The organism is Mycolicibacterium duvalii (assembly GCF_010726645.1).
Taxonomy (GTDB): Bacteria; Actinomycetota; Actinomycetes; order Mycobacteriales; family Mycobacteriaceae; genus Mycobacterium; species Mycobacterium duvalii.
The window spans coordinates 5,494,762-5,513,814 of sequence record NZ_AP022563.1 but is presented as its reverse complement, the minus strand read 5'-3'; the positions used below and the strand labels follow the sequence as shown (position 1 = coordinate 5,513,814).

15 protein-coding genes are annotated in these 19,053 nt (G+C 68.9%); 4 read left to right on the top strand and 11 right to left on the bottom strand.

All coding sequences use genetic code 11. From position 1 onward, the window contains the following. Nucleotides 1-119: 119 nt before the first annotated feature. Nucleotides 120-698, top strand: coding sequence for a DUF1707 domain-containing protein (locus tag G6N31_RS26200; protein ID WP_098005989.1), 579 nt, complete (start codon nt 120-122; stop codon nt 696-698). A gap of 6 nt (nt 699-704) precedes the next feature. On the opposite strand, the gene G6N31_RS26195 is transcribed toward G6N31_RS26200, so the two are convergent. The 7 genes from G6N31_RS26195 to G6N31_RS26165 form a co-directional block, all read right to left on the bottom strand. Further along, nucleotides 705-2,684, bottom strand: coding sequence for a VWA domain-containing protein (locus tag G6N31_RS26195; protein ID WP_098005987.1), 1,980 nt, complete (start codon nt 2,682-2,684; stop codon nt 705-707). Continuing rightward, on the bottom strand, nt 2,677-4,068 hold the full coding sequence (locus G6N31_RS26190) for a sigma 54-interacting transcriptional regulator (protein WP_163722394.1): 1,392 nt from the start codon (nt 4,066-4,068) through the stop codon (nt 2,677-2,679). Before G6N31_RS26190 ends, G6N31_RS26195 begins: the two co-directional genes overlap by 8 nt. A gap of 113 nt (nt 4,069-4,181) precedes the next feature. Continuing rightward, nucleotides 4,182-5,093 (bottom strand): type IV toxin-antitoxin system AbiEi family antitoxin, encoded by a 912-nt coding sequence (locus tag G6N31_RS26185; RefSeq protein WP_098005983.1) that lies wholly within the window; start codon nt 5,091-5,093, stop codon nt 4,182-4,184. A gap of 155 nt (nt 5,094-5,248) precedes the next feature. Next, nucleotides 5,249-6,826 (bottom strand): bifunctional phosphoribosylaminoimidazolecarboxamide formyltransferase/IMP cyclohydrolase, encoded by a 1,578-nt coding sequence (gene purH / locus G6N31_RS26180; RefSeq protein WP_098005981.1) that lies wholly within the window; start codon nt 6,824-6,826, stop codon nt 5,249-5,251. Further along, nucleotides 6,823-7,452: a phosphoribosylglycinamide formyltransferase gene (gene purN / locus G6N31_RS26175; protein WP_098005980.1), complete on the bottom strand. Its 630-nt coding sequence runs from the start codon at nt 7,450-7,452 to the stop codon at nt 6,823-6,825. The genes purH and purN overlap by 4 nt, the downstream gene beginning before the upstream one ends. 20 nt (nt 7,453-7,472) lie before the next feature. Beyond that, nucleotides 7,473-8,867 carry a cell division protein PerM gene (locus tag G6N31_RS26170; protein ID WP_098005978.1) on the bottom strand — a complete coding sequence of 465 codons (1,395 nt, stop codon included), beginning with the start codon at nt 8,865-8,867 and terminating at the stop codon, nt 7,473-7,475. Between the two features lie 60 nt (nt 8,868-8,927). Next, complete coding sequence (locus tag G6N31_RS26165) at nt 8,928-9,797, bottom strand: DUF5336 domain-containing protein (RefSeq protein ID WP_098005976.1); 870 nt, start codon at nt 9,795-9,797, stop codon at nt 8,928-8,930. A 248-nt stretch (nt 9,798-10,045) separates the two neighbouring features. Here G6N31_RS26165 and G6N31_RS26160 point away from each other — a divergent pair, with 248 nt between their 5' ends. Continuing rightward, nucleotides 10,046-10,894, top strand: a complete 849-nt coding sequence (locus tag G6N31_RS26160; protein WP_098005975.1) for an LLM class F420-dependent oxidoreductase — start codon at nt 10,046-10,048, stop codon at nt 10,892-10,894. A 34-nt stretch (nt 10,895-10,928) separates the two neighbouring features. Here G6N31_RS26160 and G6N31_RS26155 read toward each other — a convergent pair whose 3' ends face one another. From G6N31_RS26155 to sucC, 3 genes are all read right to left on the bottom strand, one after another. Beyond that, nucleotides 10,929-12,461, bottom strand: a complete 1,533-nt coding sequence (locus G6N31_RS26155; RefSeq protein ID WP_098005973.1) for an acetyl-CoA acetyltransferase — start codon at nt 12,459-12,461, stop codon at nt 10,929-10,931. A 167-nt stretch (nt 12,462-12,628) separates the two neighbouring features. Further along, nucleotides 12,629-13,531, bottom strand: coding sequence for a succinate--CoA ligase subunit alpha (gene sucD, locus G6N31_RS26150; RefSeq protein WP_098005971.1), 903 nt, complete (start codon nt 13,529-13,531; stop codon nt 12,629-12,631). A 13-nt stretch (nt 13,532-13,544) separates the two neighbouring features. Then, nucleotides 13,545-14,708 (bottom strand): ADP-forming succinate--CoA ligase subunit beta, encoded by a 1,164-nt coding sequence (gene sucC / locus G6N31_RS26145; RefSeq protein ID WP_098005969.1) that lies wholly within the window; start codon nt 14,706-14,708, stop codon nt 13,545-13,547. Between the two features lie 252 nt (nt 14,709-14,960). Between sucC and G6N31_RS26140 the strand changes: the two genes are divergently transcribed. Together G6N31_RS26140 and G6N31_RS26135 are read left to right on the top strand one after the other, a co-directional pair. Next, entirely contained in the window at nt 14,961-15,995 is a 1,035-nt protein-coding gene (locus tag G6N31_RS26140) for a M23 family metallopeptidase (protein ID WP_098005967.1), read from the top strand. Beyond that, nucleotides 15,996-16,625, top strand: coding sequence for a hypothetical protein (locus G6N31_RS26135; protein WP_098005966.1), 630 nt, complete (start codon nt 15,996-15,998; stop codon nt 16,623-16,625). A gap of 9 nt (nt 16,626-16,634) precedes the next feature. Here the strand turns inward: G6N31_RS26135 and pcrA are convergent, their stop codons facing one another. After that, nucleotides 16,635-18,947 carry a DNA helicase PcrA gene (gene pcrA / locus G6N31_RS26130; protein WP_098005963.1) on the bottom strand — a complete coding sequence of 771 codons (2,313 nt, stop codon included), beginning with the start codon at nt 18,945-18,947 and terminating at the stop codon, nt 16,635-16,637. Nucleotides 18,948-19,053: the final 106 nt, after the last annotated feature.

Here is a 19,053-nt window from a genome sequence, read left to right as displayed (position 1 = left end):
GCTTACAGTTTGGTGAACGCCCTTGCATGTATCGGTGTTCGTCGTAGGCTCGTAGCCGATGTATGGCTGTACAGCGAGATGCTCTCGGGCGAGGAACCGTCGATGAAGAGAAGGTCGCGATGAACACGCCCTCCGCGAGGAACGGGGCGATGCGTGCCGCTGACACCGATCGGATTCAGGTGGCGCAGCTGCTGACGGATGCCGCGGCGTCGGGCAAGCTCGGCGTCACCGAGTACGAGCAGCGCCTGACCAGGGCGTACGCCGCGGAAACATACGACGAGCTGGACCGGTTGTCTGCCGATCTGCCCGGCGCGGTGACCCGTGGCCGGGGCGGCCCGTGCCGGCCGGCCCCGTCGAGCGTGCTGCTGGCGATCTTGAGCGGCTTCGAGCGCCGCGGCCGGTGGAACGTCCCGAAGAAGCTGACCACCTTCGCGCTGTGGGGTGGCGGTGTGGTCGACCTGCGCTATGCGGACTTCACCGCCCACGAGGTCGAGATCCGGGCCTATTCGGTGATGGGCGGACAGACCATCCTCGTCCCGCCGGAGGTCAATCTCGACGTCCAAGGCCGGGCGGTGATGGGCAGCTTCGACCACCACATCGACGGCAACGGTTCACCTGGGGCGCCGTGCGTCCGGATCACCGGGCTCTCGCTGTGGGGCAGCGTCGCCGTCAAGCGCAAGAAGCGCAAGGGCTCCTGAACGCCCTCAGCGGCGGCGCCGCTTGGCGTTGAGATAGTCACCGACCACCGCAGCGCCCAGCCCGTCGAGGTCGGGCACGACGACCCGACCGCCGACCCGGCGCGCGACTTGGTCGATGAACCGGGCCAGTCCCGCGTCGCTGCCCAACCGGAAGATCGTGACCTGCGCACCCAAGCGCGCGACGTCGTCGAACCCGCGCACCGTGTGGGCGATGGTGCGCGGATGCGGCGGGTAGTCGAAGAACACCGCAGAGCGTCCGTTCCCGTCGAAGTCCTCCAGATGCGCGGTGGGCTCACCGTCGGTGACGATGAGCACCACCGGTTGCGCGTTGGGGTGCCGGCGCAGGTGGCGGGCAGCCAGGGCCAGGGCGTGGTGCAGGTTGGTGCCCTGCTCGTAGACGCCTTCCAGCCCGGTCAACTCCGCAGCGGTTACGGTGCGGGCGTACCGGCCGAACGCGACGATCTGCAGATCATCGGAGCGGAAGCGGGTGCTGACCAGGTGGCTCAGCGCCAGTGCGGTCCGCTTCATCGGCAGCCAGCGGTTCTCCATCACCATCGAGAACGAGGTGTCGACCAGTAGTGCCACCGCGGCCTGGGTGCGGGTCTCCGTCTCGGAGATCTCGACGTCGTCGACGGTGATCTGAATGCCCGAGCCGGGCCGACTCCCGGGGTTTCCGGCCTCCCGGAGTACCGCGTTGGTGAGCGTGCGGGTCACGTTCCACGGCTCGGTGTCTCCGAACTGCCATGGCCGCGTCGCCCCGGTCAGCTCCCCCGCCGCGCCGGCGCGACGGGTGTCGCGCTCGCCGTGCCGGCCCGAAAGCTGTTGCGCCACATCGCGTAATACGGACTGCCCGAGCTGACGCATGGCTTTGGGCGACAGCCGCCACTGCCCGTCGGCGCCGCGGTCGAGGAACCCCTCGTTCATCAGCGCGCGCTCGAGCTCAGACAGGGTGCGCGCGTCGACGGCCGCCTGGTCACCGAGCTGGCGGGCCAGCATGTCCAGGTCGACGTCGTCCATGGTGGCCCCGGCGTAGCTCTGCGACAACTGCTCGGCGAGCTGCTCGAGCTCGGCGATGTCGGCCAGCGCCTGCGCACCCTCACCCATGCCCAGCGGATCGTCTCCGGAGAACCGCTGGGAACCGTCCCAGTCCTCACCCGGCCGAGCGGCCTGCAGGTGGGAGTCCAGGCGGTTGAGCGCGTTCATCAGCGACGGCGAGCCGAACGCCTGCTGAGCCAGCGCGTCCAGCTCGGCGCGCTGCTGTTCGGACAAGCTGTTGCGGAACCGCTGTGCGGCGGCGGCGCGCTTGGCCAGGGAGTCGAGCAACTCGTCGATGTTGCGCGGATTCTCCGGGAAGAACTGGCCGTGCTTGGCCATGAAGTTCTGGAAATCCTGCTGCGTGTCCTGGCCCTGGGCGTGCTTGTCCAGCAGGTCGTTGAGGTCGTCGAGCATGTCGTTGACCCGCTGACGGTCCTCGTCGGTGGCGTTCTCGAGCGCTTCCTTCATGCCGGCGAACCGCTGATCGAGCATCTCGCGCCCGAGCAGATCTTTGATCTGCTCGTACTTCTCGCGCGCCTCGGGCGAGCGCCACTGGTATTCGGACAGCTCCTGCACCGCCTTGGCCGGCGACGGCGACAGCGACTCCAGCTGCAGTTCGCCGAAGCGGGCGTCATCGTCGAGCGCGCGTGCCAGCTCCTTGCGTTCGGCCAGCACCGCCTCGTCGAGCAGCTTCTTGATATCGGCCAGTGTCCCGTCGAGGTTGTTGCGCTGCAGCAGCTCGCGGCGGCGCCGGTTGGCCTCGGCGGCCAGCTTGTCGGCACCACGCATGTTCTGCGATCCGCGACGCAACAGCTCGGAGAGCGCCCGGCGAGGCGACGTGCCCTCCATGACGTCCTGGCCGATGGCCTCCAGCGCCTCGCGCAGGTCCACCGGCGGGGCCAACGGATCCGGGCCGCCGGTGTAGCGCGAATACCGCGCTGATTTAGCCATAGACCGTCTCGCCCTCACCCGTCACCTTGTCGATGCGCTTGGCCAGATACAGCGCTTCCAGCGCCAGCTCCACCGCGGCCGCGCGTTGGCCCTCCGACGTCGCGTCCAGGCGGCGCTGGATCTCCGCGACCGCCGGCACCTCCGGCAGTGCGCCCAGCACCTCGCGAGCCGAGACCCGCTCCCCGGTGGTGACCGGCGAGCCGTTCTCCACGGCGGTGACGATGGGACCGACGTCGATGCCGCCGAGCAACCGCTGGGCGGTCTCGGCGGTGGCGCGCCGCAGCAGATGCTCGAGCACGGCCTGCTCGCGGCCCTCCTCGCCCGACTCGAACTCCAACTTGCCGCGCAGCACGTCGATCACCGTGGCCAGGTCCACCACGCGGGCCACCGGCTCGTCCTCACCCAGGATCGCGGCCCGGTGCCGGGCCGAGGCGGCCACGGTCTCGGCGGCGGCGATCGCGAAGCGCGCCGACACACCCGACCGCTGGTCGATCGAGTTCGACTCGCGCAGGCTGCGCGCGAACCGTGCCAGCACAGCAAGCAGATAGGCCGGGACCTCGGCAGCCAGGTGCGCCTCCTGCTCGATGACGCCGACCTCGGCGTCGAGCTCGAGCGGATAGTGCGTGCGGATCTCGGCGCCGAAGCGGTCCTTGAGCGGGGTGATGATCCGGCCGCGGTTGGTGTAGTCCTCCGGGTTGGCACTGGCCACCACCAGCACGTCGAGCGGCAGCCGCAGCGTGTAGCCGCGCACCTGGATGTCGCGCTCTTCCATCACGTTGAGCATCGCGACCTGGATGCGCTCGGCGAGGTCGGGCAGCTCGTTGACCGCCACGATGCCGCGGTGTGCCCGCGGGATGAGTCCGTAGGCGATGGTCTCCGGGTCCCCGAGGCTGCGGCCCTCGGCGACTTTGATCGGGTCGATGTCACCGACCAGGTCGGCGACGCTGGTGTCGGGGGTGGCCAGCTTCTCGGTGTACCGCTCGCTGCGGTGCTTCCAGGCGATGGGCAGGTCGTCGCCGGAATCAGCGGCCCGGCGCAGCGACTCCGGGGTGATCGGGCTGTAGGGGTGCTCACCCAGTTCGGCACCGGCGATCACCGGCGTCCACTCGTCGAGCAGCCCGCTCAGCGCACGCAGCAACCGTGTCTTGCCCTGGCCGCGCTCGCCGAGCAGCACGATGTCGTGCCCGGCGATCAGGGCGCGCTCCAGTTGCGGGATCACGGTGTCCTCGAACCCGAGAATGCCCGGCCACAGCTGTTCGGCGTCGGCCCCGGAGCTCAGCGCGGCCAGCAGGTTCTCGCGGATCTCGGCCTTGACGCTGCGTTCCCGATGCCCCGAGGCCCGCAGTTCGCCGACGGTCCGGGGCAAGTCGTTAGGTGAAGTCACCACACCACGCTACGACTCCTGTCGAGTGGCGGCACCAGTTGCCCGACGAACGTCACCGGTGACGTCACCGGCGAGCGTTGACTTACGACGCGCTCGGCGCCCCTCGGCGTGCATCAGTCCAACACTGGGTGACCGGACCAGCTCTCGAGCCCGGCATCGAGGCGGATCCGCTCGTAGTCGAGCCACCCGCCGCGTCGCATCGCGTCGCGCACTCGCGTCAGGAACACCTCCGGTCGGTATTTCATGATGTCTCTGCTGACTCGGATGATCGTCCAGCCCTGCTGCTGCAACTCGGCGGACCGATCGATGTCGCGAGCGCGCACCGCGGGGTCGGTCCAGTGTTGGGGTCCGTCGTATTCGATGCCGACCTTCCACCGCCGCCATCCCATGTCCAGGCGTCCGATGAAATACCCGTGGTCATCGCACACCAGGATTTGCGTCCGAGGACGCGGAAACCCCGCAGCCAGCAGCAGGAGCCGCGTTCTGGTTTCCTGCGGCGACTCGGCGCCGCCATCCATCAGCGCGAGCACCGTCCGAAGTCGGGCGAGTCCACGCGCACCGCGATGGCGCTGCACCAGCGGTTCGATGTGCGCGGCCGTCAGTCGGGTCACGTGGGCCAGCGCGTCGACCCGCACCACAGCGTCGATGAGGGGCCTCCATCTCCCGAGATCGAAGGACGTGCGTTCGGGAGTCGTCACGGGGATGCCGCGCACGACGCACACTTCGTCGGCGACGAGTGTCTCCCGGTGAATCACGATTCCGTCGACGGCGCCGGCCTGCGTCCGGATCAACTCGGCAGGAGCTTGCGCATCGACCCACCGCACGCCGTGCAGAGCCGATGCGGACAGCCCGGCGACGGTCGCTGCCCGGCCCGACCAGAGCCAAGCGCCGACGGCGCGGACCACCGGTGTCAGCGGCGCCCCGGCAGGGAGGTAGACGTTGCGGTACAAGCGCTGATGGCGGCTGCGCAGTACGCGTCGGCTCAGCTCGGATTCAGTGCCGAGGAAAGGCGAGGTGGTCCCCATGCCGGGGACGGTGACACCCCGCCCTGACAGTTCACCGCCGCCGACCGACCGGCCTGTGGATAACTCGTCGATCGCTGCGGCGAACGTTGAGTCATGTCACGCCCCGAGGGTTCGTCCGTGCCATAGCTCAACACTCGGCGAACACTCGCGACTCCTCAGTGAGCGAAGTGCCGCGCACCGGTGAGGTAGAGCGTGATCCCGGCCGCCTCGGCGGCCGCGGTGACCTCGTCGTCCCGTACCGATCCGCCGGGGTGCACCACGGCGGTGACTCCGGCCTGGATCAGCGTCTCGAGGCCGTCGGGGAACGGGAAGAACGCATCCGATGCCGCGACCGCGTCGCGCGTGCGCTCCCCGGCCCGTTCCACGGCCAGCCGCGCGGCGTCGACCCGGTTGACCTGCCCCATGCCCACGCCCACGGTCGCGCCGTCCTTGGCCACGACGATCGCGTTGGACTTCACCGCGCGGCAGGTCCGCCACGCGAATGCCAGATCGGCCAGCGTCTGCGGAGCGGCGGGTTCGCCGGTGGCCAGCGTCCAGTTGTTCGGGTCGTCGCCGGCCGCGTCGAGCGCGTCGCGCTGCTGCAGCAGCAATCCACCGCTGACCTGACGGAACTCGGTGCCGCCGCGCGGGGGTTCGGAGGCCACCAGCACCCGGATGTGCTTCTTGCGGGCCAGCACCTCCACCGCACCGGGCTCGTAGGCCGGGGCCACGATCACCTCGGTGAAGATCTCGGCCACCGTCTCGGCCATCTCGACGCTCACCGCGGTGTTGGCGGCGATCACTCCGCCGAAGGCCGACAACGGGTCACAGTCATGGGCCTTGCGGTGCGCGTCGGCGACCGACACCGAGGACACCGCGATGCCACACGGGTTGGCGTGCTTGATGATCGCGACGCAAATGTCGTCCTGATCGAACGCCGCGCGCCATGCGGCGTCGGCGTCGGTGTAGTTGTTGTACGACATCTCCTTGCCGTGCAGCTGCTCGGCCTGCGCCAGCCCGGGCCAGCCGCTCTCATCGCCGTAGAGGGCCGCGCTCTGGTGGGGGTTCTCGCCGTAGCGCAGCACCGCGGTGCGCCGGAACGTCGCACCGAACCACGGCGGCAACGGCGCTGTCCCAGAGGTCTCTTCGGGGGCCAGCACCGAATCCATCCACGACGCGACAGCCACGTCGTACTCGGCGGTGTGACGGAACGCCAAGGCGGCCAGCCTCTTCCGCTCGGCAAGCGTGAAACCGCCGGCCCGCACCGCGGCGAGTACGCCGTCGTAGCCGAGCGGGTCGACCACCACGGCCACGCTCGGGTGGTTCTTGGCCGCGGCGCGCACCATCGACGGCCCGCCGATGTCGATCTGCTCCACGCACTCGTCGGCGTCCGCACCCGAGTTGACCGTCTGGGTGAACGGATACAGATTCACCACCACCAGTTCGAACGCGTCGACACCGAGCTCCTCGAGCGCCGAGACGTGTTCGGGCTTGCGCTGATCGGCGAGCAGACCGGCGTGTACACGCGGGTGCAGCGTCTTGACCCGACCGTCGAGTACCTCCGGAAAGCCGGTGACGTCCTCCACCGGTGTCACCGGGACACCGGCGCCGGCAATGGTTTTCGCGGTCGACCCGGTCGAGACGATGGCCACGCCGGCCTCGTGCAACCCCTGCGCGAGCGGCACCAGTCCCGTCTTGTCGTAGACGCTGATCAACGCCCGGCGGATCTGCCGCCGGCCCTCGGTCGCACTCATCCTAAGGTTGCCTTTCTTCCCGTCCAGGTCACGCCGCGCGTTGCCAGCGCCGCCAGGACCTCCACCAAGAGCTGTCGCTCGATCACCTTGATTCGTTCATGCAGCGTGGCCTCGTCGTCGCCGTCGAGCACCGGGACGGCCTGCTGGGCGATGATGGGCCCGGTGTCGGTGCCGGCGTCGACCAGATGCACGGTGCACCCGGTGACCCGCACCCCGTAGCTCAGCGCGTCGGCCACGGCGTGGGCGCCGGGAAACGCCGGCAGCAGCGCCGGATGGGTGTTGACCACCCGTCCCGGAAACCGGGAAAGGAACGCCGCGCCAAGGATCTTCATGAACCCCGCCGACACCACCAGATCGGGCTGGTGCGCGGCGGTGGCCTCGGTGATCGCGGCGTCCCAGGCGGCGCGGTCCGGATGGTCGCCGACCCGAACGGTGAACGTCGGTATCGACGCAGCCGCGGCGATCTCCAGGGCGGGGCACACCCGGTCGGTCCCGACGGCCACCACTCGCGCCGGGTAGTCCCCGACCGCCGATTGCAGCAGAGAGGCGAGCAGGGAGCCGGTGCCGGAGGCCAGAACCACGAGCCGCGCCGGAGCACTCGGGGGCACTCGGACGTCAGGCTGCACGCCAGCAGCCTAATGTGTGCTCACTGCGCGCCGCGGGCACGGTTGCCGGGAGAACCGTCCTCCCCGCCCTCGTCGACGACGAAGTGTTCTTCCGGGTCGAAATCGGCCGGCGGCGCCGCGTCGTCGATCGGCGGACCCATCGGCTCGGGATCGGCAGCGGCGGGCTCGTCTGCCGGCGGGTCGACGTCGACCGGCGCGGTGACCGGGTCGACGTCGATGATCTCGGTGTCGGGATCGGCGACGTCCGCGTCGTCGGGTTCCGGTTCGGCGGGGGCGGGGGCCGGGCGCACCCGCGGCTGCAGACCACCGGACATCACCACGGTCAGCCCGCCGATCCCGGCGAACCACAGGAACACCGCAGGCCCGAACGTCGCCTGGTCGACGCCTACATCCCCGAAATTGCCCAGTTCACCGCCGCCGGCGAAGCCCAGCAGCGCCATCGCCAGGGCAGCCACGGCGGCGGCGACCACCACTTTCGCCGTGGCCTGCAGAGGCGGCAGCGGATGGCGGGCGCACTGCTGGCCCACGGCCACCGCCGCGACGGCGGCCACGATCAGCAACGCCACCCACACCGGCCCCAGCGGCGGCGTCGGAACCGCGGCCAGGATCGGCAGCGCGGGCACCTCGCCGCCGAAGACGGTGAAGGAGCTGAACGTGGCCAACCCGACGTGCGCGCTGGAGCCCACGGCCACCGCCGCGGCTCCGACCATCACGTTGGGCACATACAGCACGCTCAACACCGCGAGGCTGAACTGGCCGAACGCCGAGTCGGTGATCGAGAACAGCTCGTGCATGGTCGACCAGTGCACGACCAGCGAGCCGGCCACGACCGCACCCGACAGACCCAGCAGGGCCAGCACCCCGGCCGCCGCCGCGCGCACCGCATCGGGCAGCCAGCGCGGCAGCGGGGTGGCGTGCAGGAGGCGTCGTCCGGTCCGCGAGCCCACACCGACCGCCGCGCCGATCGCGTGCACTACGACCACGCCGCCGAACGCCCGTAGTGCGTCCGGGGTCTGCAGCTCGGTCAGCACCGACGCGGCGTCATGAATCACCGCCAGGCAGATCGCCGCGACCAGCACCGGTCCGCCCAGCGCCGAGGCAACCACCCAGCGGGTCACGAACCACGACGAGCTGGCGGTGGCGGACGCCGTGGTCCGCGCGGTGCCGTAGATCATCGCCAGCACCGGCAGCAGCGGCATCACGCCCAGCGCGTTACCGGCGATCGACACCGGCACCTGGTGCACGCCCAGCCACATGCTCGCGATCGCGCCCAGCGCGCCGGTCATGTCGCTGTTGGCGATGAGCAGCTGCAGGAGGACCACCGCAGCGATGAGGACCAACGCCACCAGCGACGGGCCGAACGCCACCCGCAACAGGCCACGCGCCTGGCGCGTCCCGACTGGTGGACCGTTCACTACGGAAGCCGCTCCTCGTACACGCTCGGTGGCGCGACGTTCGCGCACGCGCGGCTCAGACTACGACGACTGCTGACCCGACTGCGAGGATGACGACGGGGGGTGTTGCGCGCCGGGTGCGTTGCCCGAGGGGGGCTGACCGTAGGTCGGGAAACCCGTCGGCGGAGTCGGGGGGCCGGACTGCGGTGCCGACTGCGGCGTGGTCTGCGTCGACGGGGGTGACGTCGCCGGGAAACCGCCGGTCGACGGGCCGGTGCTCGGGTAACCGCTGCCGCCGCCGTAGGGCGTCGGGTACCCGGGCCGCTGCTGCTGATGTCCCCCGTGCTGCGGTTGCCCCGGCGGCTGCCCGTAGTAGCCCGGGTACTGGCCGTACTGCTGGCTCTGGTCGTACTTCGGTCGCGGCGCCGGGGCGTTGACGATGCCGGAGTCGAACAGCAGCGCGACGACGGCGACCGCCGCCTGCAGCAGCGTGAAGGCGATGACGAGATACAGGCCCCAGCCCACCGACGCGTCGCCGGGCTTGTTGACCACTTCGGCGATCACGAGCAGGAAGCTCAGCACGGCCGCGATCGCGGCGACGTTGAACGGGCTGCGCTGCTTGGGCAGCAGACCGAGGCCGGCCACCAGAGCGGCGACCACCGAGGCGATGACCGCCAGCATCAGCCCGACCGAGCTACCGGTGATCTCGCCGAGCAGTGGGAAGTCCGACGACGAGACGGTGAACTGCGGCGCGAAGCTGGACAGGTAGACGAGCAGACCGAGCACCGCGACCGCGGCGGTCAGGTACAGCGGCAGCTTGCTCGCCAACGGCGCACCGAAGTCCTGATCGGACACCTTGCCGAACTGCTGGGTCGGGGCGGAAAACTGGGTCGTGGGCTGCTGAGCGCCCGGGTAGCCGGGGCCTCCGGGCGGGCCTTGTGGGTACGACATGACCTCTCCTGTGCTGTCGGGCGCCGCATCGGTTCGACGACGGATTCGACTGCGATCGCGATAGACCGCCTGAGTTCGATGACCCACGCTAGCGCACCGAGCTGTGGGTCGGTCAGTGGTCCGGGTGCCGCTCGGGGCGCCGCGGGTCTCTCGCCGCTCGACCACCGGCACCGGACGGACGACGCGGTTTCGGCCCCCGGACAGAGGCGCCCTTGCGGCGACAGACTGAAACACGTTCTAATTCACGGATGGACTACGGGTTGGTGCTGTTCACTTCCGATCGCGGGATCACGCCGGCGGCGGCCGCGAAGCTGGCCGACGATCACGGCTTCAGTACCTTCTACGTGCCCGAGCACACCCACATCCCGATCAAGCGCCAGGCCGCGCATCCCACCACCGGCGACGAGACGCTGCCCGACGACCGCTACATGCGGACACTGGATCCGTGGGTGTCACTGGGCACCGCGGCCGCCGTTACATCGCGGGTGCGGTTGTCCACCGCGGTCGCGCTGCCGGTCGAACACGACCCGATCACGCTGGCCAAGTCGATCGCCACGCTCGACCACCTGTCGGGCGGCAGGGTGTCACTGGGGGTCGGTTTCGGTTGGAACACCGACGAACTGGCCGACCACAAGGTGCCACCCGGGCGCCGCCGGACCATGCTGCGCGAGTATTTGGAGGCCATGCGCGCCCTGTGGACTCAGGAAGAGGCCGAATACGACGGCGAATTCGTCTCGTTCGGGCCGTCGTGGGCCTGGCCGAAGCCGGTGCAGTCACACATCCCGGTGCTGGTCGGCGCCGCCGGTACCGAAAAGAACTTCAAGTGGATTGCGCGCTCGGCCGACGGCTGGATCACCACGCCGCGTGATTTCGTCATCGACGAGCCGGTGAAGCTGCTGCAGGACACCTGGGCGGCCGCCGGCCGCGACGGCGCCCCGCAGATCGTCGCGCTGGATTTCAAGCCCGACGCCGACAAGCTGGCCCACTGGCGCGAGATCGGTGTCACCGAGGTGCTGTTCGGGTTGCCCGACAAATCCGACGCCGAGGTCGCCGCCTACGTCGAGCGGCTGGCCGGCAAGCTCAGCGCTTTAGTCTGATTGGCGGCCCGCCGCCGTGGCCTGACTGGCGGCGCTACCGCAAGACCGCCCGGTTGACGTCGCCGTCCGGCGTCACCGAGATCGCGGCGCCCAGCGGGTCACCGTCGCTCATCAACGCCACCAACTCCGGGTCTTCGGTCAGCGCCATGAACCGCGACCCGTCGGCGTCGAGGCGTCCGACGATGATCCCGGTACGCACCGGCCAGTCGTAACGGACCGAGTAGGTCTCGATCGTGGCGGGCCCGTCGGGATGCCGGGTGACCGCAACCGTCGGCAGCGCGGCGATGTCGGCCTGCAGCTCCCGGCTCCGGTCGGCGCTCCACTCGCCGGGGTCGGTGGAGTACACGCCCACCGAATACTTGCTCATCACACCGCCGTTGGCGCCCACGAGACCGAAGGACCCCGGATTGCTGCGCATCGCGGAGACCGTTTCGGCGATCGCGTGCAGCGAATAGCTGTTGCCGGGACCGCCGAAGTACGGCAGACCACCGGTCAGCGTGAGCCCGCGCGGATCGTCGGCGGCCACACCGAATTCGTCGCACACGGCGAACACCGGGAACGGGAAGCAGCTGTAGAGGTCAAAGGTGGACACATCGTCGATGCCGATGCCGGCCACCCGAAGTGCCTCTGCCACAGCTTGTCTGGCGGACACGCTGACACCGAGCCGTTCCCGGTCGAGCAGGGCCTGTTCGGTTTGGTCGGCATGGCCGCGAAGGTAGACCCATTTGTGTTCGGGGACCCCGAGGCGGCTTGCGGCCGCCACCGACATGACGATCGCGGCCGCACCCTGGTTGACGGTGTCGCGCGCGACCAGCAGGCGCGGGTACGGATCGCAGATCATCCGGTTGTCGTCGGTGACGGCGACGATCTCGTCGACCGACCGCTCCACCGGCGAGGACGAATAGGGGTTCTTCGCCGCGACCGCCGAGAACGGAGCGAACAGTTCGGCCATCTGCCTGCGGTACTCCGCGACACCGACCCCCAGCGCGGCGCGCCGCGCATTGTCGAGCAGTCCGTACTGCACCGGCGCCCCGGTCAGCCCGTGGGCGACGGTGTATTCGCTCATGTACTGCTCGAACCCGTAGCCGCGGTCTTCGAGCTGGCCACCGACGTGCTCGGTGAAGTCCGGCTTGTGGTCCTTGTCGGCGAAGTACTTCGCCGTCGAGCCGGGTTCGGAGCCGACGATGAGCGCCACCTCGAGTTCGCCGGCCGCGATGGCGCCGGCGAACTCGGTCATCAGCTTCTGCGGACCGTTGCCGCCGATCGGCTCCAACACTGCCCGTCGGGGATCGGCACCCACCCGCTGCGCCACCGAGCGCAGGTAGTTGTCCGACGCGCCCAGCGGCGGGTCGGCGAAGGGTGTGCAGATCTCGAACTGCCGCAGCCCCGCGAACACCTCGATGGCTTGCGCGACCTTGGCCGCGTCGGCGCCGGTGTCGCTGAGCGCGGCGCGCGTCGCCTCGGTGGCGAGGTCGACCGCCGAGAGCCCACGGTAGTTCTGGTCGTCGATGCGTTCGGTGAACTGCCCGATGCCGACGACGACGGGCGTGTGCGGGTCAACACGCATGACAGACCTCCTGACAACCGTTAATTCGTCAGGCTAACCGAAAACTGCAACACGTTACACATCGGGTGCGGCCCGCCCGGGTCGCCACACCGGCCGGCAGACGCGAAAACCCCCCGCGAGCATGCGGGGGGTTACGCGCTTGCTGGAGCTGCGGCAGGCAGAAATCGTTACAGGCCCTCGAAGATCTCCCGAGCCAGCCGAGCGGTCTCCGAAGGGGTCTTACCGACCTTGACCCCGGCGGCCTCGAGGGCGTCCTTCTTGGCAGCCGCGGTGCCCGACGAGCCGGACACGATCGCACCGGCATGGCCCATGGTCTTGCCCTCGGGGGCGGTGAAGCCCGCGACGTAGCCGACGACCGGCTTGGAGACGTTGGCCTTGATGTAGTCGGCCGCCCGCTCCTCCGCGTCGCCGCCGATCTCGCCGATCATCACGATCACCTTGGTCTCGGGGTCCTTCTCGAACGCCTCGATGGCGTCGATGTGGGTGGTGCCGATGACCGGGTCGCCGCCGATGCCGATCGCGGTCGAGAAGCCGAGATCGCGCAGCTCGTACATCATCTGGTAGGTCAGCGTGCCCGACTTCGACACCAGCCCGATCGGGCCCTTGCCGGTGATGTTGTTGGGCGTGATGCCGACCAGCGACTCGCCGGGCGTGATGATGCCCGGGCAGTTGGGGCCGATGATGCGGGTCTTCTCACCCTTGCTGACGTTGTAGGCCCACGCATAGGCGGTGTCCTGCACCGGGATTCCCTCGGTGATGACGACCAGCAGCGGGATCTCGGCGTCGATGGCCTCGATGATCGCGTCCTTGGCGAACTTCGGCGGCACGAAGGCGATCGACACGTCGGCGCCGGTTTCCTTCATCGCCTCGGCGACACTGCCGAACACCGGGATCTTTACGTCTTGGCCATTCTTGTCCTGATGGCTGACCTCAGTGCCCGCCTTGCGCGCGTTCACCCCGCCGACGATCTGGGTGCCGGCCTTGAGCATCAGCTTGGTGTGCTTGGTGCCCTCACCGCCGGTGATGCCCTGGACGATGACCTTGGAGTCCTTGTTCAGAAAGATAGACATGTGGTTGCGTCCCTTACTTGTTCGCCAGCTCGGCGGCCTTGTCGGCGCCGGAATCCATCGTGTCGGCCTGGATCACCAGCGGGTGGTTGGCCTCGGCCAGGATGCGCCGGCCCTCCTCGACGTTGTTGCCGTCCAAGCGAACCACCAGCGGCTTGTTGGCCTCGTCGCCGAGGATCTTCAGCGCGTTGACGATGCCGTTGGCCACCGCGTCACAGGCGGTGATGCCGCCGAACACGTTGACGAACACACTCTTGACCTGTTCGTCGTTGAGGATCACGTCGAGACCGTTGGCCATCACCTCGGCCGACGCGCCGCCGCCGATGTCGAGGAAGTTCGCGGGCTTGACCCCGTTGTGCTTCTCCCCGGCATAGGCGACCACGTCCAGCGTGGACATGACCAGGCCGGCTCCGTTGCCGATGATGCCAACCTGTCCGTCGAGCTTGACGTAGTTGAGGTCGTTCTCCTTGGCCTTGAGCTCCAGGGGGTCGGTGGCGTCCTTGTCCTCGAACTGCGCGTGATCGGGCTGGCGGAAGTCGGCGTTGGCGTCCAGGGTCACCTTGCCGTCGAGGGCCAGGATCTGATCGTCCGGCGTACGCACGAGCGGGTTCACCTCGACCAGCGTGGCGTCTTCCTTGACGAACACCTCCCACAGCTTGGCGATCGTCACCGCGGCGGCGTCGAGCACCTCGGCGGGCAGGTGGCCCTTCTCGGCGATCTCGCGCGCGAACGCCTCGTCGACACCCTTCGTGGCGTCGACGGGCACCTTGGCCAGCCGGTCGGGCTTGGTGGCGGCGACCTCTTCGATCTCCACGCCGCCCTCGACCGAGCACATGGCCAGGTAGGTGCGGTTGGCGCGGTCGAGCAGGAAGGAGATGTAGTACTCCTCGGCGATGTCGCTGGCCTCGGCGACCAGCAGCTTCTTGACGACGTGGCCCTTGATGTCCAGGCCCAGGATGTTCTGCGCGTGGGTGAACGCGTCGTCGGGGGTCGCGGCGTACTTCACGCCGCCGGCCTTGCCCCGACCGCCGGTCTTGACCTGCGCCTTGACCATCACGGGCCGGCCGATCTCCTCGGCGATCGCCTTCGCGTCCTCGGCGGAATCGGTCACCCGGCCAGGGGTGGTGGGTACGTTGTGCTTGGCGAAGAGTTCTTTCGCCTGATACTCGAAGAGGTCCATGGACTCCGAAACATTCTGTCTGTCTGCGGCTAGAAACTTGCGGCCCGACGGGCTCGTGGGGAACTGTATCGACCCGGGCGTTGACCGTTGTTACCGCCCACCGATCATGTGGTCGATCTCACCGCAGCCTGTTGGTGATTCAAATCACAATCGTGAGGTGATGGTGCGCTCGGGTTGCCTCTTGGATTGGAATTTGGTTAACGTCCACTGGTCTTAGTAACGGTCTGATCACGACGACAAGGACATTTCAGGTTGCCTCAGCATCGCTCGCCTCGGCCCTACGAAGCTGTCGCGGCACCTGGTCCCAGCGAAATCACCGACATCATTCCGTTCAACGAGTTCGGCCCGATCAGCGATTTCTCCGATCTCGACGTCCTCCCGCACGCGGCGTTCGACCGCGAAGCGCAGGTGATGCATGCGCCCGAGCTCGATGATCTGACCGACACCGACGACCTCACGCCGCTGCGGCTGGCCGTGCCAGCGGAGTTCCGTGCCGTCGGGCTGCAGCCCTCGGCGCGGGCCTATCGCGAGAGTCACACCGACCTCAGCGACGGCACCGCCAAGACCGACATCATCGACATGCGCGGCCGCCGGGGCGCCCACCGCAAGCAGGAGGTCCCGGTCAAGGGCCGCCTGATGGTCGCCGCGATGGCCGTGGGCGCCACCGCCGCCGGCGCCTACACCGTCACCAACAGCGCGCAGAAGGACCCCGCCGACACCGTCCTCGCCTCGGCGCAGACGGAGACCGGCATCGGCGCCGAGTCGATGGACGGCGTGCAGATCGTCACCGTCGCGCCGGCCGCATCGGCGTCCGTGCACGCCGAGGAGATCACCAAGGCCGCCGCGTTCGCGCAGGAGCGGGCCGAGCGTGAGGCGCGGCTGTCGCGACCCCAGTACGCGATGCCGACGCGCGGAGTGTGGACATCCGGTTTCGGCTACCGCTGGGGCGTGCTGCACGCCGGGATCGACATCGCCAACGCGATCGGCACCCCGGTCGTGGCGGCGGCCGACGGCGTCGTCATCTCCGCCGGCGCCGAAGGCGGTTACGGCAACATGGTCAAGCTGCGCCACGCCGACGGCACCGTGACCCTGTACGGCCACAACAGCTCCATCCTGGTCAACGTCGGTGACCGGGTGATGGCCGGCGACCAGATCGCCAAGATGGGCAACACCGGCAACTCGACCGGGCCGCACCTGCACTTCGAGGTTCACCTCGGTGGCACCAGGGTCGACCCGGTCGGCTGGTTGTCCAAGCGCGGGCTGACGCCCGGCAGCTACTTTGGCTGAGTGGCCCGCGACGATCACCCGTCTGCCGATGCGTCCGACGCCGACGCAGAAACCCGGATCCTGCGCCGCGCCCCGCGTAGCCCGTCCACCGACCAGACCGGCATCATCCGCCGTCACCCGACCGGCGAAGTACCCGTCGTCGCCGACGAGCGCTTGCGCGAGGAGCATCGGACCGACGAGCGCTTGCGCGAGGAGCATCGGACCGACGATGCGCCCACCAGCCTCGTCACCCCGATAGCCGACGAACCGGCCGCCCAGGGCCGGCCCGGCCCCGGCGCAGCGATCGCGACCGCCGTGGCCGCCATCGTGTCCGGCTGGGCGACCGCGGTCATCGCCACCGATCTGATCACCGGCTGGTGGCGCACCGATCCTCTGTTCTGTGTCGCGATGGGGTTCCTCACCGCGATCTCGGCCGCCGCGAACATCACCGGGCTGATCATGATGCTGCTGCGGCAACGCACCGGCCGGTTTCTGGTCGTCGTCGGCGCCGTGGTGGCGCTGCTGATGTTCACCGGGCTCTTCATCGCCGGCGCGACACTGCCCAGCGTCGTCTATGCGCTGCCGCTGCTGCCTGTCGTCACCATCGGACTGGCGGCACTGCCCCAGACAGGACGCTGGGCCCGGACCTGAGCAGCGCCGCTACAGCTTCTGAATCGGCGCGTGGTTGTGCATCAGCTTGACCCGACCGGCACTGCCGAAGTCGATCAGCGACATCGCCGACTCACCCATGCCGGAGACTTCCTCGACGCGGCCGAGCCCGTACTTGTCGTGGTTGACGCGGTCACCGGGCTCGAGCACCACCATCGGCCGCTTACCCGCGGCGGCGCGCGTCGGCGACGGGCGTGGGGTGCCGTATCGGCCCGCGTTGCCGACCGGCGCCGAGAACCGGGATTGCGGCGCCTCGACGCGGCGCCAGTTGATCAGCTCCGCCGGGATCTCCCGCAGAAATCGGGACTCCGGGTTGAGCATCGGCTGCCCCCACGACGAACGCACCTTCGCCCGGCTCAGATACAGACGCTGCCGGGCCCGCGTGATGCCGACATAGGCCAGCCGCCGCTCCTCCGACAGTTCGATCGGGTCGCCGAGCGCGCGCATGTGCGGGAACATGCCGTCTTCCCAACCGGTGACGAAGACGATCGGAAACTCCAGGCCCTTGGCGGTGTGCAGGGTCATCATGGTGACCACCCCCGCGCCGTGCTCGGGGATGTCGTCGGCGTCGGCGACCAGTGACACGCGTTCGAGGAAGGCCGCCAGCACGCCGGTATCCGGGACATCTTCGTCCTGCGGCTCTTCGTCGGCCAGCGCCCTGGCGTTGGCCAGGTCGGTGGCGAATTCGTGTGCCACCGAGACCAGTTCGTTGAGGTTGTCCAGACGGGCGAGGTCCTGCGGGTCGGTGGAGGACTCGAGTTCGGCGCGGTAGCCGGTGCGGTCGAGCACCGCCTCCACGAGCTCCCCGAGTTCGCCGTCGAGGCCGCCACGCAGCTCGTCGAGCAGGTCGACGAACCCCTTGATGGCCTTCTCGGAGCGGGTGTTGAGCATCGGCACCTTGCCCTCGGCGGCCGCGAGCAGGGCGTCGTTGAAATTCGAGCCGGTGTTCTCGGCGTACACCGCCACGCAGGCCTCGGCCCGGTCGCCGATGCCGCGGCGAGGGGTGTTGAGGATGCGCCGCATGCTGACCGCGTCACCGGGGTTGTCGAGCACCCGCAGGTAGGCGACGACGTCGCGGATCTCCCTGCGCTCGTAGAACCGCACGCCGCCGACAACCTTGTACGGGATGCCGGCGCGGATGAACACCTCTTCGATCGCGCGTGAGGAGTTGTTGGTGCGGTAGAACACCGCGACGTCGTTGTAGGTGAACTCGCCGCTGGAGTCGGCGAGCGCGTCGATCTCCTGGGCGACGAACCGTGCCTCGTCGTGCTCGTTGTCGGCGACGTAGCCGACGATCAACTCGCCTTCCCCGGAGTCGGTCCACAGCCGCTTCTCCCGACGGCCGGCGTTGCGGGCGATGACCGCGTTGGCGGCGTTGAGGATGGTCTGCGTGGAGCGGTAGTTCTGTTCCAGCAGAATCGTTGTCGCATCAGGGAAGTCGCGTTCGAAGTCCTCGATGTTGCGGATCGTGGCCCCGCGGAAGGCGTAGATCGACTGGTCGGCGTCACCGACCACGCACAGCTCGGCGGGGGCCACCCCGTCGACCGTCTCGGTCCCCACAAGCTCCCGCACCAGTACGTACTGCGCGTGGTTGGTGTCCTGGTACTCGTCGACGAGGATGTGCCGGAACCGACGCCGGTAGTACTGCGCAATCTGCGGGAACGCCTGCAACACCGCCACCGTCTCACCGATCAGGTCGTCGAAGTCCAGCGCGTTGGCCGCGCGCAGCCGGCGCTGGTACTCGCCGTACACCTCGGCGATGATGCGGGCGAGGTCGTCGGCGGCCTCGGACGCTTCCGCAGCCGCCTGCTCGGGGCCGATCAACTCGTTCTTCAGGTTCGAGATGCCGTTGGCCAGCAGGCGCGGAGAATGCTTCTTGGTGTCGAGCCCCATGTCCTTGCCGATCATCAGCAGCAGCCGCCGCGAGTCGTCGGCGTCGTAGATCGAGAAGTTGGAGTTCAGTCCCGGCAGCAGCGAGGCCTGGTTGCGCAGGATCCGCACACACGTGGAATGGAACGTCGACACCCACATGTTGCGGGCACGCGGCCCGACCAGCCCGACCACGCGCTCGCGCATCTCGGCGGCGGCCTTGTTGGTGAACGTGATCGCCAGCACCTGCCCCACCCCGACGTCGCGGGCGGCCAGCAGGTAGGCGATGCGGCGGGTCAGCACCGCGGTCTTGCCGGAGCCGGCACCGGCGACGATCAGCAGCGGCGAGCCCTCGTGCAGGACGGCCTGGCGCTGCTGCGGATTGAGCCCCTCGAGGAGCTCATCTGTTCCGGTAGCGGGGTAGAGCGAAGTCATATCGTTACCAACCTACCGCTGCGGTGTGACACTCTTTGCGCTGGCACGGCGGGTAGTGGCACACTCGTGAGGTGCTTTGTGCGCAGTGGCGATTTTTCTACGGGTA

What these genes read in the sequence shown, in the direction of transcription:
- G6N31_RS26200 (WP_098005989.1), top strand. Translation starts at nt 120, where the DNA reads ATGAACACGCCCTCCGCGAGGAACGGGGCGATGCGTGCCGCTGACACC.
- G6N31_RS26195 (WP_098005987.1), bottom strand. Translation starts at nt 2,684, where the DNA reads ATGGCTAAATCAGCGCGGTATTCGCGCTACACCGGCGGCCCGGATCCG.
- G6N31_RS26185 (WP_098005983.1), bottom strand. Translation starts at nt 5,093, where the DNA reads ATGGGGACCACCTCGCCTTTCCTCGGCACTGAATCCGAGCTGAGCCGA.
- purH (WP_098005981.1), bottom strand. Translation starts at nt 6,826, where the DNA reads ATGAGTGCGACCGAGGGCCGGCGGCAGATCCGCCGGGCGTTGATCAGC.
- G6N31_RS26165 (WP_098005976.1), bottom strand. Translation starts at nt 9,797, where the DNA reads ATGTCGTACCCACAAGGCCCGCCCGGAGGCCCCGGCTACCCGGGCGCT.
- G6N31_RS26160 (WP_098005975.1), top strand. Translation starts at nt 10,046, where the DNA reads ATGGACTACGGGTTGGTGCTGTTCACTTCCGATCGCGGGATCACGCCG.
- G6N31_RS26155 (WP_098005973.1), bottom strand. Translation starts at nt 12,461, where the DNA reads ATGCGTGTTGACCCGCACACGCCCGTCGTCGTCGGCATCGGGCAGTTC.
- sucD (WP_098005971.1), bottom strand. Translation starts at nt 13,531, where the DNA reads ATGTCTATCTTTCTGAACAAGGACTCCAAGGTCATCGTCCAGGGCATC.
- sucC (WP_098005969.1), bottom strand. Translation starts at nt 14,708, where the DNA reads ATGGACCTCTTCGAGTATCAGGCGAAAGAACTCTTCGCCAAGCACAAC.
- pcrA (WP_098005963.1), bottom strand. Translation starts at nt 18,947, where the DNA reads ATGACTTCGCTCTACCCCGCTACCGGAACAGATGAGCTCCTCGAGGGG.